Consider the following 18,494-nt stretch of genomic DNA (forward strand, 5'->3'; position numbering starts at 1 on the left):
TAATTAATCTGTTATTAGTGAGCCGGTGTATTCCAGCTGTTTTAATCTTACGGTAACGGCGTTTTTATGCGCCTCCAGTCCCTCTGCCGCTGCCATTGCTTCTATGGTAGAACCAATATTCTGCAGCCCTTCGGGAGATATCTGCTGAAAAGTAATCTTTTTTACGAAGCTATCCAGCGAAACACCGCTATAAGCCCTGGCATAGCCATTCGTAGGCAGCGTATGATTGGTGCCGGAAGCATAGTCTCCGGCGCTTTCCGGGGTGTAGTTGCCCATGAAAACGGACCCGGCATCTGTTACTTTATCTGCCAGGTTCTCCGCGCCTTCACAGGCCAGGATCAGGTGTTCCGGCGCATAAGCGTTCAGCATTTCAATGGCAGTGTCCATATCCTTTACCAGGATCATCTTGCTGTTTTCCAGTGCTGCGGTGGCAATGCCTTTGCGGGGAAGTGCATCCAGCTGGGCATTCAGGGCATTGGTCACGTTAGTGAGTACTTTCTCACTCGTGGTTACCAATACTACCTGGCTGTCGGGGCCATGCTCTGCCTGCGACAGTAAGTCGGCCGCCACAAAAGCCGGCACACAGCTATCATCCGCCAGCACAGCCACTTCAGAAGGACCAGCCGGCATATCGATGGCTACGCCGCTTTTATTTACCAGTTGTTTTGCACAGGTAACATACTGGTTACCCGGACCAAAGATTTTATATACCTGCGGCACGCTTTCCGTACCGTAAGCCATAGCGCCAATGGCCTGTACACCACCGATTGTAAATACTTTTTCAATTCCTATCAGCTGTGCAGTGTACAATATCGCCGGGTGCAGGGAAGGCGTGCAAAGCACTATCTCCTTACAACCAGCTATCATGGCTGGTATTCCCAGCATCAGGATAGTGGAAAACAGCGGTGCGGAGCCCCCGGGAATATATAAGCCTACCTTTTGTATGGCTACTGATTTACGCCAGCATTGTACGCCGGGCATGGTTTCAATTACCTGTACCTTTTCCTGCTGTGCGCGGTGAAAGGTAGTAATATTTTTTACCGCCTGCTGGATAGCCGCTTTCAGTGCGGGTTCCAGGGTAGCTTCTGCAGCAGCAAAAGCGGCGGATGGTACCTGTAAATTGTCCAGCGTTACTTTATCAAATTCAGCTGCAAATTTTCTGACAGCAGCGTCTCCGCCGGTACGTACTTCCAGGAGGATATCGTTCACTTTCTTTTCGAGCGCGGAAGTATCCATCACAGGTCTTTGCAGCAGTGTATTCCAGGAACTTTTATCGGGAAATCTGGTTATTTGCATCGTTTACTCAGTTTATCAGATCACCATTTTTTCGATGGGCACTACCAGGATACCTTGTGCACCGGCCTCTTTCAGGCTTTCGATGATATCCCAGAAATCATTTTCATTTAGCACTGAATGAACAGAGCTCCAGCCGGCTTCTGCCAAGGGCAGTACTGTAGGGCTTTTCATACCCGGCAGCAGACCAATAATTTCATTCAGTTTATCATTGGGCGCATTGAGCAGGATGTACTTATTATTTTTTGCTTTCCTTACTGCCTGGATGCGGAATAAAAGTTTGTCCAGCAACAGCTGTTGCTCCGGCTTCAGGCTGTGGCAGGCTGCCAGCACGGCTTCCGACTTCAGCACCGTTTCCACTTCTTTCAAACCATTCATGAACAGGGTAGATCCGCTGCTCACCAGGTCACAGATGGCATCCGCCAAACCTATACCGGGCGCTATTTCCACGGAGCCGCTGATTTCATGGATCTCTGCGGTGATACCGTTTTGTTGCAGAAAATCTTCCACTATCACTGGGTAACTGGTAGCAATACGTTTGTTCTGCAGGTCTTTCACGGAAGTATAATCCACTGATTTCTCCACTGCCATCGATAAGCGGCATTTGCCAAAGCCCAGTTTCTGAACAATATTTACCTGCTTTTGTTTTTCCAGCACTACATTTTCTCCTACAATTCCTATATCTGCCACACCATCTTCAATGTATTGCGGAATATCATCATCGCGCAGGAAAAACACTTCCAGCGGGAAGTTGGTGGCTTCTGTCTTCAGCTTATTAACACCATTGTTGATGTCGATGCCGCACTCCTTCAAAAGCTTGATGGAATCGTCGTGCAGGCGGCCAGATTTCTGGATTGCAATTTTCAGTTTCATCCCTGATAAAATAAAAAAAGGGGCTTACCTCTGCGGTAAGCCCCTGTTGATGATGTAATATGGTGATATACACAAATCATCCCCTGCCTACCCTTGTGGTAAGATATGATGGTGGTGATGTGTATGTTTGTTTGTAATCATAATTTCAGGTGCAAAAATAGGAAGTAAAATGAAATAACAAAGGTTTTTTTTGGAATTAACCGGAAATTTAAATATAAGCGCTTATATATAACCACTGGTATAAATGGTTGTTTCCCATACTCCTTTCGTAAGTAATTCCACGTTTATTTCGCCAGCCTGCTTTGCAGTTCAGGTACTACATTTTCGAAGGTACGCAACAGCCGGTCCCAGTTGCGGAATGACTCATCAGAACTGGCCGAAACACCGGGAGGGGCTATTTCGCTGACCAGCTTCGCCTTGTAGGTAAGCGGATCTGTGTTTCCTGTTTTGATAATAAGACGGGTACGGATAGTAGCTGCTTTAAAGGATTTTACCACCCAGGCAGTACACATGTATCCCGTAGCTTTATCAGTAACCGCAATCACATCAAAATAACCGGTAATGATCCGGTTGATCAGCTTCCAGGAATTTTCTTCATCATGACTGGTCCGCACGTCGATATCCTGGTTAGCGAGATTGGTTACCATTGAATTTTCGTAAGCATCATCTTTCTCCAGTTTAATATAATCCGTGGAAGGTAATGTGTGCTTTCCGTCGTTAATGTAGTTCCTTTCCTGTGTAATGAAACCTACTTTTTCCACACGGATATTCACCTGTGCATACGCGGCTACTTTAATTTCTGTAGAGGTGTTATTGACCAGTTTTCCATCTACATAGATCCGTGCATCATTTTCGGTATTGATGACAATCTTTTTGGATTTAACTTTTGCAGACAGCTCATTAGGTACAAAGAAGGTGAAAGCTGCCAGGCAGCAGAACAGGAGTGCTTTGATTTGAATGCCCATAAGAAATAAGGATTATCTGAGGTTTACAATATTATCGCCGCGTAAAATTTAACGGCGCATGAATTTATTGATGGGATATAGGGAGAGTGTAGAAAAAAAATCCGAATGCGGTGAATAACAAGTGATTAACATTTATATATAACTGTAAAAGACGAAGCGGGAAACCATGGTTTCCCGCTTCGTCTTTTATAAAATTTAATTCCTTAAAAATCAGTTAGGCACGTTAGTCCATGCAGACCAGCCCAATACTGAATCCCATGATATCTGTACCAGCAGGCCACTTGAACCCGGCGCATAAATATTAAGGGAATTACCTGATCTCGCAGCTACAGCAGGTGTACCAACGATACTACCTCCAAGTGTTTGCCAGCCGGACCATGAATCGGAAGTAGGTGAAGAAGCTGTGTTATACAATTGGGCCAATGTACCATCGGTACCCTGTGCATAAACATTTACTATCCACAACGATCTTGATACCGCAGCCGGACCGGAAGCAATGCTGCCACCCAGATCAGTCCACGGCAGCCAGTCTGCGCCTAACACCCATTTTCTAAGCACCAGGTTATTCGTAGTTCCTTTTGCAAATACATACAGGTTACTTGAATCGAGCGTTGCAACTGCCGGTGCGGAAGTAATATTTCCACCCAGGGTTTGCCAGGTAGACCAACCTACTCCTGGCGCCCAGTATCTCTGTATCAGGTGATTCGCTGAGTCACGCGCGAACGTATTGATGTTTATACCATCCCTGCTGATAGCAGCAGGCGCGGAATTAAGCTGTCCACCGAGGTCAGTCCAGCCGGACCAGCCGGTTGACGATGTCCATCTTTTTTCTATCAGCGTATTAGCAGTACTCTTCGCATATACAACCAGCGAATTGGTGTTCAGAGAAGCCACTGCAGGCGCAGATGTAATGGTTCCGCCGAGGTTTTCCCACGCCGACCATCCTGATGCCGGCGACCAGGTACGGTGAAGCAGACTATTGGTTACGCTCTGCGCAAACATGTCTACGACATTGGAGTTTTTCCTGGAAATAACCGCCGGGGAAGATTTCAAACGGGTAACAGTGTCCACCACTAAGGTGTCAGCGCCTAACAATGAACGTGAACCAGCATCAAGCGGTTGGATTTCATTCAGTGCATTACGGGAACAGGAGGCAAAGGTGATAAGGCCCACGAACAGGGGCAACAAGGTTTTTTTCATGTAATGAGGGAATGGGTTTTAATAGAATAATCAATCTTTAAACTAAAACTAAAACAATGTACTTCGTCCCAAATATATGTGATAAAAAAAATATCCTGCAGTTAATTATTGAACTAGATATGTTCCCTTCTCCCCTCCTCAAAAAAATCTTACTGCGCCTGTTTTAGCAGCCGGAATTCACAGCGCACTGATCTCCTGTCACTTACTTTTCACCCGCTGCAGTTGCAGTTTTCCACTTTTGCAAACGATGTGTTAATGGATTTTATAAACTAATAATTTTAGCTTTATTTTGCTAATAATATTAGTACTCACAAAAACGATAGTCATATGCAAGTATTGAAACCGAGTGACCCGCACATCACCCTGCCATTCTTTAATACCAGTGTCCCCGCGGGGTTTCCAACACCTGCCCTGGATTACGAGGAAGAACAGATTGATCTCTCCCGTATCCTGCAGCCAAATCCCACTACCTCCTTCATTATCAGGGTAAAAGGCGATAGCATGACAGATGCCAGCATCCCCGACGGTTGCATGGCCGTTGTAGACCGCTCCATCCGCCCGTCTACAGGAGATATTGTGGTGGCGGCGCTCAATGGGGAATATACCGTAAAACGCCTCGTAAAGGCAGGCCGCAGCTGGGTACTGCACCCCGAAAATGCTTTTTATAAACCCATTGTTATCACTGAAGATGCCGACTTCCAGGTGTGGGGCGTGGTAACCGCGGTAATTGTAGATATGCGTAAATAGCGCACCGGAACAGATACAGAAATAAAAGTACCTTTATCAGCTATAACATCCCGACAGATCAATATGTGTTACGATATCGCTTTTACCTCCAGCATAGAGAGCATTTTCAAATACCTGCCGCGACTGAAACCCGGCGGCAAACTGGATATCCACTTCGATCCCACCTGGCACAAGATCGGGATGTCTTATCCGCAATGGCCGGTGGTAACCAACAACAACGGATTCAAACTGGAAAAATATACCTGGGGCCCCGTACCTAAAATGCTGGATACCCTGGAAAAAGTAAAACGGCAGCGACAACTTTTCCTGAATGCCCGCAGCGAAAAAGTTCTTGAAAATGGTACGATGTGGAATGCTATCCGGCATCAGCGTTGCCTGGTTCCTGCCAGCGGCTTCTTTGAATACCGCTACATTCCCGGATGGAAAAACAAAGTGGCCTACTATATTAAACCCAAAGAACAGGAACTCTTTTTCATAGCGGGACTATGGGCAATGTCTAACTCCTGGGATGTGGATAAACCCGCACGCATACCCGCCTTCTCACTGCTAACCCGTGCCGCCAACCCACTGATGGCACAAATCCATAACGGCGGCGAAAACGCCGGCAGAATGCCCATGATACTTACGACTGAACTCGCAGAACAATGGCTGCAACCAGATCTAACAGATACGGATATACGATCTATCATACAGTATGAACTGCCCGCAACACAACTGGAATGCTGGCCGGTGAATTCTGTCAGAAAAGTAAAGCCCGACGACGCAACAGTAATAACCCCGGCAGCCTATGAAAATTTACCTGCCCTGCAGGTGTAAATAATTTTCACCGATGAAAGACACTGTTATCCCTTTCTTCAAACCGGCTACCACCGGTGGCATTTATATACAGGAAATTGGCGTAATCAACCATCACGAAGATGCATACCTGTTATTCCTACTCCGGAAAGGCCATTGCAGCCTGGAAATAAACGGGCAGCCACTTCATTTCACTACGCCTTCCTTCGCCTTTATTCATCCTGACCAGGTGCATGTATTAAAAGAAGTCGAAGACCTGCAGGGATGGCTTATTTCGGCTGAAGCCTTCCTTATCCCATCCGCGTGCATCCACCTGTTTAAAAGTTTACCCATAAGCCGGCAATGCCAGCCGCTGGATGCAGCTTCGCTGCATATGCCGGAACAACTCTGCCAGCTGCTGTTGCAGCAGTTCCGTCAACCCTCTCTTTTTTATAACAACATTCTCCATAGTTTACTCGAAACATTGTTCCATACAGCAGCAGCATGTTATCCTGCGTGTAATACGCCAGCCGCTGCGCAAACCGAACCGGAAAAGATCACCAATCGCTTCAAAGAAGTGCTGGCCGACAAAGGCCGCTCCATGCCCACACCGGAAAGCATGGCACGCGAACTAAACATAAGTGCCGGCTACCTCAGCTACTGCGTTCATATCGCCACCGGGGCTCCCTTATCTCACTGGATTGCGGATAGCGTTTTAACCGAAGCCAAAAGAATACTCTATTATACAGACCTCCATATACGGGAAATTGCCTATGAACTGGGATTTGAAGACCATACCCATTTTTCCCGCTTCTTTATGAAACATACCGGCACTACCCCGCTCCTGTTCAGAAATAAATTCAGACCATCTTAAACGCCACAAAAAAAGCGGGCGCCCCTCTCACAAGGCACCCGCTTATTATTGCTACGTTTTCAATGCTTTATTTAGTGATCACACCCGCCGGCACTTTGCCATCGGTATTATCCAGCGATAGCCCAAGCAGTTGCGCTACCAGCGGCGCCACATCTGTTACGTTCATTTCTTTCACATGAGCACCTGCCACTATCCCGGCTCCGGAGGCCACAAAGCCGGTTTGTATCTGCTTAAAATCCGGGAAATAACCATGCGTTCCTCCTTTGGCAGCCCGTACCAGCTCCCCGGTAGATGCGCCGCCAATGGTTACGCCATCAGATGCGGAAATAGCCAGGGCAGCGTGTGGATCAGCACCCACTGCATCGAGCTGTTTGCGGGTAATAACCCGGAATAGCTGCTGCTGTGCAGCCGGCAGCCCTTTCAGCAATGCCAGTACTTTCTGCTGTGTAGCCACATCCTTCGGATCTTTCAGATGCAGGAAAGCCGCTCCGCCGGAAGAATGGAACTGTGCTTTCCAGTCGCCCGTTTTGGTATTATTCAGCAATCCGTTTTGCGCCAGCAATACATTCGGGGAAAAGTTTTTGCTGATATTTACAAAACCATGATCACCGGTAACAATGATGGCGGTATTTTCGTATATCCCTGCACGTTTGAGCGATTCTATAATGGTACCCAATGCCCTGTCGGCGCCGGCTACGGCCTTTCTCACCAACAGTCCGTCGCGGCCCTGTTCATGTTCGTAGTGATCCGTGCAGGCCAGGTGCAACGTAGTAAAAGCAGGCTTATAGGTAGCAATCAGGTAGGCCGACATGCGCGCCACATTTTCATCCAGTATCAGTTCTTCATCTTCCATCGTGAAATCCTTTTCGCCCAGTTTACCGGTGGCATGCTCCTGTACTTCCTGCCACAACGAAACCGGGTTGGTTACGGTGGCCATCAGCTCCCGTCTGTCCTTCTTACCAACGGACCATACATCCGGTATGTTGTAATCGATCGGTGCGCCTACGGATACCGGCCAGATTACATTGGCCGATTTTTTACCGGCTTTATGCACAGCGTCGAACAACGTAGGCGTTTTGATACTGTCGTAATAAAAATACCAGATCCCGCTGGCGCCGGTGGGTTCAAAAGGCGTGTTATAGTAAATACCATGCCTGGCCGGTGTTACACCGGTAATCAGCGACGTATGATTAGGATAGGTAACAGTAGGGAATACACTGTTTACCCCATCTGCATAAGCGCCGCTGTCTTTCATTGCCCGCAGGTTCACCATACCCCAGGAGGCATCGGTGTAAAACTCAGGCCGGAAGCCGTCAATGGTAATCAGCACCACATGTGAAGCGCGCTGTGCATAAGATGTGAATCCTATCATCAGCAACAGTGCTATACCGGTAATCTTCTTCATACTATTTTTATTTTACTTTATTTCCATTCAGGATTCTGCACCAGCTTAGGGTTCAATACCAGCTCATTATACGGTATCGGGTAAACGTACTTATAATTTGCCCACTGACGTTCAATATTGCTCAGCCAGATCAGGTTACCGCTGTTACCGGCAGATAATTTGGTCTGGTCGTCATCAATCAGGAAGTAGTATACACCCGGCACTTTAGTGGCCGGCGTTTTCTTTACAAAGGATACATCGGGCTTTCCATCTTCATTTAAATCCATCAGGGCATCCATAGCAGGCACATATAAGCCAATATATGGCTTCAAAAGTAAAGGACCAAGTCCCCAGCGCACCAGGTCATAAAAACGGAACCCTTCCAGGATCAGCTCAACCCCTCTTTCACGGCGTACTTCCAGCAACACGGCGTCTGTTACGTTTGCGTTAACATTCGGGAGTGCTGTTTTATCCTTGAAATAATCAATGAGATAAGGATCGGCTGTTACCGGCATCTCGGTATTCTTCAAACCTGCGCGGGTTCTCAGTAATTTGACGGTGCTATTCCAATCGTCTGCGGTGAAGCTGTTCAGCTCGGCCTTTGCTTCTGCCTTATTCAGCAATACTTCTGCATAACGGATAATAGGAACAGAGTTATTATTCTCTGCCACACCATCGGTAGCTTTTGAATCCATCGTAAACTTCAGCGGCTGATAACCGGTATAGGTATACGTAAAATCAGGCGGCGCAATTTGTCCTTCGCGGCTGTATTTCCCCATACGGATAGTTTGCTGCAAACGCAGATCCCGGTTCTTTACTTCTTCATTGAAAGGCAGGTTATCATAACCAGCTTTGTCTGTAAAGCGGCTGCCATCAATGTTCAGGTAGGTATCGGTAAATGTTTTAACAAGACTGATCCTGTTGCCGTAAGTGGCGCTGGTAAAAAACCAGTTGGCATCATTGAATACGCGCAAGCTTTTATTACACACATACGCCAGGATCACTTCATTCACATTCGGCGTTTCATTAATGAACAGGTTGCGGTAGCTCATAGTGGCGTCGCTGCCGGTGTTCAGCGTATACAGTCCGCTCTTTATTACTTCGTCGGCGGCACTCACCGCGGCGCTCAGCCAGTTGTCGTAACCCGGTGTCTGCGTTCCCGGACGATGCTTACGGTACGTGCCTTCAAATAAACATACGCGCGACTTATACGCCAGCGCCACCCAACGCGTGATCTGCGAACAGGTGTTATCTTTTTTATTGCGGATATTGGCACACGCAAAATCGAGATCAGCCAGTACGCTGTCCATTACCATCGTACGCGGATCACGGCCCTTATACAGCTCCGGATCTTCGATGGTCATGGTTTTACTATACCAGGGCACATCACCAAAACGCTTCACCTTCTCAAAGTAAAACATGGCACGGAAAAAACGAGCAATACCGGCATAGTGGTTTTTAGCTTCGTCAGGAATTTTCGCCTGGCTGTAATGCTCCAGGAAATAATTGATATTACGCAGGTCGCTCCAGCTCCAGCCGCTACTCTGCGTAGCCGAGTAAGCATCGCGCTGAATGAACGTATTCACATCTTTCCCCGCCATATAATCGCTCATCACATCTCCCCTGATAATCGCATTTCCATCAGGTAATATTTTATAGAAAGAAGTAGCATACAGCTGCAGATCCTGCTCTGTATTAAACGCATTATCAGGATCCAGTTTATCAAACGGCTTCAGGTCGAGATCCTTCTTACAGGACACCATCGCCAGGATCAATAACAGGTAAATACTATTTTTCATCTTCATAAACATTAATCGTTAAAAAGTTATACTTAAACCAACGGTATATGTTTTCAGCATCGGGTACGACATACCATTACCCGCTCCAATGCCCACGGCATTGTTATTCAACTCCGGATCAGAACCTTCAATCACTTCCGGATCCAGCGTTTTCATTATGCGGTACAACGGCGACCATGTCCACAGGTTCTGACCAGTGAAGAACACCCTCGCATTCTTCATCTTAATCCTTGAAATCCATTCCTGCGGCAGGTTATAACCAACTGTCAGGTTCTTTAAACGGATGTAAGCCACGTTCTGCACATACTTTGATTGCTGCACAACCAGCTCTGCATTGGAGTTGAGCGCAGTGTACCCGCGGAAGCGCGGGAAATATGCATCCGGATTGGCTTCCGACCAGCGGTTATCCATGATCTCCTGCGGCATCCAGCTATAAGGACGGTTGTATTGCCCCCAGAAAAGAGAGGCATCTGTACCCGGCCACCAGTCGCGCTTACCAATACCCTGGAAGAAAAAGTTTACAAAGAAATTATTCCAGTTAGCGTTACCCGTAATCCCAAAAGCATAACGGGGTTCGGTATTTCCAATCACCTGCTGATCGCCCGGCTTGTATACCGTGCCCTCGCCCTGGTCTATCTTCTTGTTTCCATCAAGATCTTTAAAACGGATATCTCCGGGTAACAACTTATTGGCATTGGACACGCGGATAAACGACTGGTCAACGTCATACTTATTAATTTCATCCTGGCTCTGGAAATAACCATCATTTACAAAACCCCACATATCACCTACGCGCATGCCTTCATAATAAGTGTTGATCAGCTTACTCGGATTGTTGAAACGGGTGATGTACGATTTATAATCAGATAACACCACACCAAATGAATAACTGAAAGGCTTGCTGCCGGCTTTAAACTGATCCGACCAGTTCACTGATAACTCCCAACCCTTTGTTTGCAGATCGGCATAGTTCCCTTTTGGCACACTGGCGCCAAACACCGCAGGAACCGGCAATCCCACGGTAAACATATTGGTAGTATTGCGGGTGTATTTATCAAAGGAAACTTTCAAACGGCTGCTCAGCAACGATACATCTATACCACCATTCAGCGTAGTGGATTTTTCCCAGGTAAGACCATTAGGTATCACATTGGGCTGCTGCGTATAATCCGGTATCACACCGTTGATAGCCATCTGCAGTTTGGTCACCGACATGGTTTGCAGGAACTGGTAAGGATTCACATTACCATTACCCAATGCGCCATATGAAGCTCTCAATTTTAAATCGCTCACTGCCTTCGGGGATATATTCCAGAACTTCTCTTTCGATACACGCCACCCGGCAGAAGCAGAAGGAAAGAAGCCAAACTGCTGTGATTCCGGGAACTTGGAAGAACCATCGTAGCGGCCATTTACTTCGAGCAGGTAACGCTCATCGTAGTTATAGTTAAGGCGGAAGAAGCCGCCGAGCGTACGCCATTCATAGCCACCACCTGTGAGCACATAGTTCAAGCCATTCATCAGCGAAAAATCGGGCATATTGGGATTAATCAATCCGTCGTGCTGATAATACCGCGATTTGAACAGGGTGTTTTCATAGTTGTATCCAACCAGTAACTTAAAGGTATTTTTCGCCACGCGTTGTTCATAATCCGCATAGAGGTTCATACCGGTATAGGTAGTCCGGTCGTTTTCTTCATTCATCTTGCTTTCGCCCCGGGTCAGTGTCTGACCGGGTGTTTTACTGTAGGGCACAGGCGTATACAAACGTGTTTCCACACTGGAAGTATAAGCATAGGTGAAGTCGCCGTTCACATGCAGTTTATCATGCAGGAAAGACGTGGTAAAGCGCGACGTATTTCTCAGCATCAGCTGTGTTTGATCGGAATAGTTATTCCCCGTTAAGAAACTACCAAATACAATAGCGGCGTTTTCAGTGAGGGAGCCATCCGGGTTTTTCAGCATGGCAACAGGAAATGCTTCATCCGAAATCCTTCTCCATACCGGCGTATTGCTGGGGTGGTTGAGGATGGGGAAGAAATAAGTGCGTTGGGAGAAGTCGAAATTATTTTCCAGCTTGAGCCAGTCGAACGGCCTTACCGCTCCTTTTGCCCGCACATTATACATCTTGAATTTATCGGGGTTGTACCGGAAGATACCGTTCTGCGACATATACCTGCTGGAGAGATAATATTCCGATTTTGCATTACCACCGGAAGCCGACAACGTTTGTTCAGTACCGGGGTTCCGGTCTGCATACAGTTCTTTGAACCAGTCGGTATTACCGTAGTAAACATAGTTTCCTGTCGCAGGATCGATAGCTGTTTTTGGCAGGGAAGGGTCGTCATTCCTGCGTTTCAGCTCGTCGAGGTAATCCAGTGAAAAAGGGAATACGCTGTTGGCTTTGGCGGGGTGCGACTTATAATCGTTCCATGCGTAATAGGCTTCATCAAAATTTTTGGCCCATTCGTACCCGTTAGTAACAAACTGTGGTTTAACGGTGCGGTCGTTCAATGAGTAGTTACTGGAGTAAGTAAGCTGCGTGTTATTTTTAGCAGGATTTTTTGTAGTAATGAGTACCACGCCGAAACTACCGCGTGCGCCGTAAATAGCGGCAGAAGCCGCATCCTTCAATACAGTTACACTTTCAATATCGTTGGGGTTTAATAAATTGGGATCGCCGGGAACGCCATCTATAAGTACCAGTGCGCTACCACCTGCACCAATGGAGGTGGTACCTCTTACATTATAGGTAGCGCCGCGGATGGGCTTACCATCCGTGATACGGATATTAAGATTTGGTAACACGCCCTGCAACCCTTTGGTGGCGCTGGTCATGGGCCTGTTCTCAAATACCTCTTTTCCTACCTGGTCTACCGCTCCGGTGAGATTAATCTTCTTTTGGGTACCATAACCAACTACTACTATTTCGCTGAGTGCAGCCGAAGATTCTTTCATCACCACGTAAATAGATTGCTCTTTCTGCGGGTCGAGATTGTTTTTGGTAATTACCTGTGTAACATATCCCACATAAGCGATCGTAAATACAAACGGACCTTGCAGATGCGAGTTATCAAAAGTAAATACGCCCTTTGCATCTGTGATGGCAAAGCTTTTCAGGCTATCGGGACCACTTTTCAGCTGTACAGAAGCGCCCGGTACGGCCTGTCCTTTTTCGTCTTCAATTAAGCCTTTGATCCATGTTTTCTTTTGTGCCTGTGCCGGCAGCAGGTTGATAAAAGCCATCAGGAGCAGCAGGCTGATAAATTTACAGCCATGCAGGAACCTGTTGGAGTGGTTCAGGGGCAAAGCTCCGCCCTTCACTAGCAGGTAGCGATGTGTCATAATGCGCAAATGTTTAGTTAGTGATTCTTTTCTATACGGTAACCTGTATTTGTTGATGTAATTTTCAAATCGTGCAGCATCGCAATACGATGCAGCACCTGTAACAGTGAATCGGTATCCCGGATTACCCCGGAGAAGGCGATGTTATTAAAGGCAGCCGCCTTGAGCTGAATATTCACATGATATCCCCTGGCAATAGTGTCGAATACATTGGATAACGGCGCCTGGTCAAATGTGGCGGTAAATCCACGTAAGGAGCCAAAGTCGATCTTCGGCGTAACAAGTGTTTTCTCCGGTATTGGCTGCAAGCGTGCAATTCCCGTAGCAGCATTGCAAACCAGCGACTGGCCCGGTGTGAGATAGCGCACCTGCGCATTGGTCTTCACCATTACTTTACCTGTATGGAGAATTACGTTTACTTCCTTTTGTTTACTGGAGATAGTAAAACTGGTCCCCAACGCGGTGGTGGACACGCCCTCGCTCCATACTGTAAAGGGTTTGGGTGCGTTCGCTGTTACGTTAAAATACCCTTTACCACGTAGTAACACTATCCTGTTTTTTGTGCCAAACGGGGCCGCAAAGCGGATTTCCGCATCCTTATATAATATTACCTGTGAGCCGTCCGGTAAATGAAGTATCTGCTGTTTGCCGGAAGTATTGGCGATGGCGGTCGTGTCGGGCTGTAGTACTGCTTGTTTGACTGCTACTTTTCGTGCAGGCGGCAGCGTAGTATTAAACATCCACAACGCACCGGCGGCTATTACTACGGCAGCGGCAACAGCGGCGGCACGGCGCAGGTACACCACCCGGCGCTTTTCCCTGATACGGGTGGCTATTACGGCATACATCTCACTTCTTTCTGCAGAAGTAAAGGCATTTATCTCCGGTACTTGCTGTTGCTCATACCAATGATCGTACTCTGCCTGCTCCGCTTCCGTAGCAGTTCCGTTCAGGTATCTGTCCAGTAAATATTGCAGGCGCGATGGCGTCATCAGTATGGGTGTTTGTAATACTTATCACCTGAACGGACATTTACCCCCACTCCTTTTTCCCAAAAAAGAACGAATTCATATTTAGTTAACATTGGAAGAAGTTGTTTACCATAAGTTAACATGGAAACTTTACCCCAGTAGATATCTTTGCAGGCAAAACTGAACGCTTATCTGCTCCGCTGGTCAACATACATGTGATAATTTATGGCAACAAGCCAGGAGTGGCGATACCAAAGCCTTTGAGCTATTATACCGGGCCACCGTTATTTCTCTCAGCAACCAGGCATTCCGTATTCTGAAAGACCGGGAACAGGTAAAAGATATTATACAGGATATTTTTACGAGTTTATATCTCAGGAGAGACGAACTGCCCGGAGATGTTAACATCAGCGGTTATCTTAACAATGCCGTTAAATATAAGGTATCCAACCAGCTGCGTAATAAACTGCTCAAAGAAAACCATCACCAGGTGCTGATCAGGCAGGCGCACCAGCAGGAAGTGGTACAGCCCGTGCAGCTGGAACAGCATGAACTGAAAAACCGGATCGCCCGCAGTATTAATACATTGCCCCAAAAATGTAAAGAGGTGTTTATGCTCAATTACTATGGTAATATGAGCTATAAAACGATTGCACAGGAAATGGGCATCTCTGTAAAAACAGTGGAAAAGCACATGAGCAAAGCGCTACAGGTACTACGCCGGGAACTGAAAGAAGAACATTATCTCGGTATCCTGCTGGTAGCAGTGAGTATCTGCACCGGATGATAATTTCCGCAATACGTAGGAAAAACACCCTAAAAAAAATGGCTGAACTCCCCGGAATTACCGGATAAATCCTCCTTAATCAGCCATAGATCAGGAAAATAATGATTTACTGTTTTTTTATGTGCATTGGTATAATGATTGCCGGACATTGTATGAACCATTCTTAATCCTATAATTATGGCACACTTAGAAGTTCAACCCAGGAAAAAAAATCCGGCGTGGATATGGCTGATACTAGGGCTTGTTATCATTGTTGCTATTATGTTCTTACTCATGCGCAGCAGTAACAACAACCGCCGCGACATCATAACAACCACTGATACTGTTATCACCGCCGATACCGGTAATATGGCGCCAGCAGCGGATACTGCCGGCACACAGCCCTAACGGACCCTCACCGATTTCCTCATCTTAAAAAATCATTACCATGTCTATAACTGCAACTAACCGGCTTGAAGAATTAAGCGGCAGCAAATTTGAAATCGTAGACGGACAGCCCGATGTCAGGCACTGGGAGGTAGAAGACCTGCAGGGAAATAAACTGGGAAAAGTAGATGACCTGCTGTTCAATCCTGCCTCACGCAGGGTACGCTATCTCGTCATTAATCTGAAAGGTAACCGGGTAGGACTCACCGACCGGAAAGTACTATTCCCCATCGGCGTGGCCATCCTGCATGAAAAAGATGATACGGTACTGTTGCCGGAAGTAACGCCTGTACAGATCAGTATTCTGCCTTTCTATGAGAAAGGAGTGATTGTTACACCCGAAACAGAACAGGATATCCGGAATGTATTTGTTTCGCCGGATTCTCATATAGCCGACAGCGACTTTTACGGCCACGACCAGTTTAACCAGGAAAAATTTTATGGAACCCGGGCGCCACGGGACAACCGCGTATAGTACTTGCCTTAAATAATCGTCCGTTGAACGTTAGCCTGCAAAAGAGAAAGCCTCCCGTCGGAGGCTTTCTCTTTTGCAGGCTACACTAAATATCCTTTATTTGTACACAAATTACTCCGGATGAAATATGCTCTGCTGTGTGGCCTCGTGTTACTTTCTTTTGTTGTAAAAGGCCAGAACCTGGTGAACTACCGTGATACGGCGAATCATTTCTCCGTAGGAATTCCCAACGGATGGCAGGTAATAAAAAACAAACAGATCCCTTCCCTGAAATTTATGGCGCAGCGGAGCGCCACCGACAGCGCCCTTCCTGCGCCGGAAAATTTTACAGTCAACGTAGTGGAGGAACCCCGCTCCAATGTGGATGCCATCGCAAAAAAACTCCTGTACTATATCGGCCGCAATCCCTATTTCAAGCTGCTGGATTCCGGCAGCATCGTGAGCGCCGGCAAAAGGATGATCTGGCTGGATGAAATACACCTGGAGGGAAACAGGGCCGACACCATTTTTGCCAGCATTTTTATTGCGTATGCAGACAATAAAACCTACCTGCTGACAGCCACTACCCTTTCGCCATTTTCCGCCGGTTTTAAGCCCTTGTTTCACGAAATAGGACATTCCTTCAAAACAGGCAAAGCAGCGAGGAAAGAACGCCTTAAAATAGCATTGCCGGCCGGTATTAAATGGACCATGATCACCGATACTGAGGTGGACAACCTGGCCACGCGCCAGTTTCTGCCCGCCGACGAAACCCCGCAGCAATGGACCCTGCTCATCAATGATATGACAATGGAAAATGCAAGGGTCAATAACATTGATCTTGCCGTGAAAAGTTTTTCAGACGCCGCAGTAAGTAAAGCATCCCAGGCAAAGATCACGGTGCTTGGGAAAGAAAACATTCCCCAGAGGCGGTGGGCGCTGTTTAAAGTAGAGACACCCGGCGCCGGGAACCCGGAATCACAGCTGTATTACGTGATACAGGGACCCAAATCTTTTCACGCCGTTTTTATCGCTAAAAAAACAGAAACTTTGCCGGCTGATTTTGTAAGTAAATGGAGCGCTGTTTTCAAAAAAAGTAAAGTGGTGAATGAATAATTATCCCACAACTGTGTATTTATTTACGCAGCCTTCCCTGTTAGCCCCTTGTAAATCAAGCCGTTTTTAGTGGTGCGATGTTTGGGTCATTTCCTGAAAAACATGCTTTATGACCACACAACCTAAAACACCCGGACCACTCCTCGACGATGATCTTCAACCAGACGATATTGTTAATCAGAAACAACAACCGGTGCCGCAAAAAGGCAACCAGGATGAACAATCACGACGGGGAGACGATACTTCCGATGAACTATTGGATGAAGAAGATGATGACGTGGAAATAGATGAGCTGCTGGAAGAAGAAGATATTACGGATGAGGATGTAGCTGAAAACAGCCTGGAGGAAGATGATTCACCAAAAAGGCCGTTGGAATAAAAAAACACGAACGGATCCGGGTACTACGCCCCGCATCCGTTCGTTATTTTAACACTTACTTATAGATCGCAATTTCAATTTTCCCGTCTTTGGTAACGGCGCCCCGGTACATGCCTTCTGTATTGAACGACATGGTCATGTTCCCTTTTTTGTCCAGGGCAATCAAACCGCCATCGCCGCCCATATCACCTACTTTTTTGATCACCGTGTTCCCCGCCTGCTGCACGGAAAGTCCTTTATACGCCATGAGGGCCGACAAATCATAAGCCACCACATTACGGATATAAAACTCACCCCAGCCGGTACAGGAAATAGCCGCTGTTTCATTGTTCGCATAAGTACCTGCGCCAATGATCGGGGAATCGCCAATGCGGCCATATTTTTTGTTGGTCATACCGCCGGTAGAAGTAGCCGCCGCCAGGTTGCCCTGCTGATCCAGCGCCACGGCGCCCACGGTACCAAATTTATAATCCCTGTTTTTGATGCCCAGTTTTTCCGGGTTCGTATAGGCGTTGGATTTAGCCGCTGCAACAGAATCTTCCCTGATAGCCCTTTGCAGGTCCCTCCAGCGCGATTCTGTTCTGAAATAAGAAGGGTCGACTATTTCCAGTCCGGCTTCCTTTGCAAACTTTTCCGCACCAGGACCTACCATCATCACATGCTCCGACTTTTCCATCACAGCCCTTGCGGCGCTCACCGGGTTACGCACGGTGGTTACACCGGCTACGGCGCCTGCTGCCCTGGTTTTACCATTCATAATAGCGGCATCCAGTTCGTTGCGTCCTTCATGGGTAAACACCGCACCTTTGCCTGCATTAAAAAGGGAATCGTCTTCCAGTACCCTCACAGTGGCTTCCACCGCATCCAAACTGCTTCCGCCGGATTGCAGGATCTTGTAACCTGTTTCCAGTGCTTTCTGTAAAGATGTTTTGTAAGCCGCTTCTTTCTCCGGGGTCATATTCTTTTTAAGAATGGTACCCGCACCGCCATGAATCACCAGTACGTAGGACGATGCCTTTTGCTGCGCCATTACAGGTAAAACAAAAAGTGCTGTCAGAAAAAATAAAATGCCAAACCTGCCTTTCATATCAAATTTTATTAAGAGAA

General features: G+C 47.1%; 17 protein-coding genes. 8 read left to right on the plus strand and 9 right to left on the minus strand.

All coding sequences use genetic code 11. The features are described 5' to 3' along the window. Positions 1-3: 3 nt before the first annotated feature. The 4 genes from hisD to V7S65_RS14510 form a co-directional block, all read right to left on the minus strand. Complete coding sequence (gene hisD, locus V7S65_RS14495; protein ID WP_336386697.1) at positions 4-1,296, minus strand: histidinol dehydrogenase; 1,293 nt, start codon at positions 1,294-1,296, stop codon at positions 4-6. A gap of 15 nt (positions 1,297-1,311) precedes the next feature. Further along, entirely contained in the window at positions 1,312-2,166 is an 855-nt protein-coding gene (gene hisG / locus V7S65_RS14500) for an ATP phosphoribosyltransferase (RefSeq protein ID WP_079470586.1), read from the minus strand. A gap of 284 nt (positions 2,167-2,450) precedes the next feature. Further along, positions 2,451-3,131, minus strand: coding sequence for a hypothetical protein (locus tag V7S65_RS14505; protein ID WP_079470587.1), 681 nt, complete (start codon positions 3,129-3,131; stop codon positions 2,451-2,453). A gap of 210 nt (positions 3,132-3,341) precedes the next feature. Then, complete coding sequence (locus V7S65_RS14510) at positions 3,342-4,331, minus strand: hypothetical protein (RefSeq protein WP_336386696.1); 990 nt, start codon at positions 4,329-4,331, stop codon at positions 3,342-3,344. 327 nt (positions 4,332-4,658) lie between these two features. Between V7S65_RS14510 and V7S65_RS14515 the strand changes: the two genes are divergently transcribed. From V7S65_RS14515 to V7S65_RS14525, 3 genes are all read left to right on the plus strand, one after another. Further along, on the plus strand, positions 4,659-5,078 hold the full coding sequence (locus V7S65_RS14515; RefSeq protein ID WP_079470588.1) for a LexA family protein: 420 nt from the start codon (positions 4,659-4,661) through the stop codon (positions 5,076-5,078). Between the two features lie 63 nt (positions 5,079-5,141). Next, positions 5,142-5,894, plus strand: coding sequence for an SOS response-associated peptidase (locus V7S65_RS14520; protein ID WP_336386695.1), 753 nt, complete (start codon positions 5,142-5,144; stop codon positions 5,892-5,894). 13 nt (positions 5,895-5,907) lie between these two features. Beyond that, entirely contained in the window at positions 5,908-6,726 is an 819-nt protein-coding gene (locus V7S65_RS14525) for an AraC family transcriptional regulator (protein ID WP_336386694.1), read from the plus strand. Between the two features lie 67 nt (positions 6,727-6,793). Here V7S65_RS14525 and V7S65_RS14530 read toward each other — a convergent pair whose 3' ends face one another. From V7S65_RS14530 to V7S65_RS14545, 4 genes are read right to left on the minus strand one after another with little or no spacing between them, the layout of a single operon-like run. After that, positions 6,794-8,131 carry an alkaline phosphatase family protein gene (locus V7S65_RS14530; protein ID WP_336386692.1) on the minus strand — a complete coding sequence of 446 codons (1,338 nt, stop codon included), beginning with the start codon at positions 8,129-8,131 and terminating at the stop codon, positions 6,794-6,796. Between the two features lie 17 nt (positions 8,132-8,148). Further along, positions 8,149-9,909 (minus strand): RagB/SusD family nutrient uptake outer membrane protein, encoded by a 1,761-nt coding sequence (locus V7S65_RS14535; protein ID WP_339545926.1) that lies wholly within the window; start codon positions 9,907-9,909, stop codon positions 8,149-8,151. A gap of 18 nt (positions 9,910-9,927) precedes the next feature. Next, entirely contained in the window at positions 9,928-13,254 is a 3,327-nt protein-coding gene (locus tag V7S65_RS14540; protein WP_336386690.1) for a SusC/RagA family TonB-linked outer membrane protein, read from the minus strand. A gap of 17 nt (positions 13,255-13,271) precedes the next feature. Then, positions 13,272-14,246: a FecR family protein gene (locus tag V7S65_RS14545; RefSeq protein WP_336386689.1), complete on the minus strand. Its 975-nt coding sequence runs from the start codon at positions 14,244-14,246 to the stop codon at positions 13,272-13,274. A 169-nt stretch (positions 14,247-14,415) separates the two neighbouring features. Here V7S65_RS14545 and V7S65_RS14550 point away from each other — a divergent pair, with 169 nt between their 5' ends. The 5 genes from V7S65_RS14550 to V7S65_RS14570 all read left to right on the plus strand — a co-directional run bounded on the left by V7S65_RS14550 (position 14,416) and on the right by V7S65_RS14570 (position 17,387). After that, positions 14,416-15,012: an RNA polymerase sigma-70 factor gene (locus tag V7S65_RS14550; protein WP_079470594.1), complete on the plus strand. Its 597-nt coding sequence runs from the start codon at positions 14,416-14,418 to the stop codon at positions 15,010-15,012. A 177-nt stretch (positions 15,013-15,189) separates the two neighbouring features. Then, a complete protein-coding gene (locus V7S65_RS14555; RefSeq protein WP_336386688.1) occupies positions 15,190-15,399 on the plus strand; it encodes a hypothetical protein in 210 nt (69 codons plus the stop codon). Positions 15,400-15,439: 40 nt separating this feature from the next. After that, positions 15,440-15,913: a PRC-barrel domain-containing protein gene (locus V7S65_RS14560; RefSeq protein WP_079470596.1), complete on the plus strand. Its 474-nt coding sequence runs from the start codon at positions 15,440-15,442 to the stop codon at positions 15,911-15,913. A gap of 120 nt (positions 15,914-16,033) precedes the next feature. Continuing rightward, positions 16,034-17,008: a hypothetical protein gene (locus V7S65_RS14565; RefSeq protein ID WP_336386687.1), complete on the plus strand. Its 975-nt coding sequence runs from the start codon at positions 16,034-16,036 to the stop codon at positions 17,006-17,008. 109 nt (positions 17,009-17,117) lie between these two features. Next, positions 17,118-17,387, plus strand: a complete 270-nt coding sequence (locus V7S65_RS14570; protein WP_079470598.1) for a hypothetical protein — start codon at positions 17,118-17,120, stop codon at positions 17,385-17,387. 55 nt (positions 17,388-17,442) lie between these two features. Here V7S65_RS14570 and V7S65_RS14575 read toward each other — a convergent pair whose 3' ends face one another. Further along, a complete protein-coding gene (locus V7S65_RS14575; RefSeq protein ID WP_336386686.1) occupies positions 17,443-18,474 on the minus strand; it encodes an isoaspartyl peptidase/L-asparaginase family protein in 1,032 nt (343 codons plus the stop codon). Between the last annotated feature and the right edge of the window lie 20 nt (positions 18,475-18,494).

This window comes from Chitinophaga sp. CCNWYY40, assembly GCF_037483205.1.
GTDB classification, from domain to species: Bacteria; Bacteroidota; Bacteroidia; order Chitinophagales; family Chitinophagaceae; genus Chitinophaga; species Chitinophaga ginsengisegetis.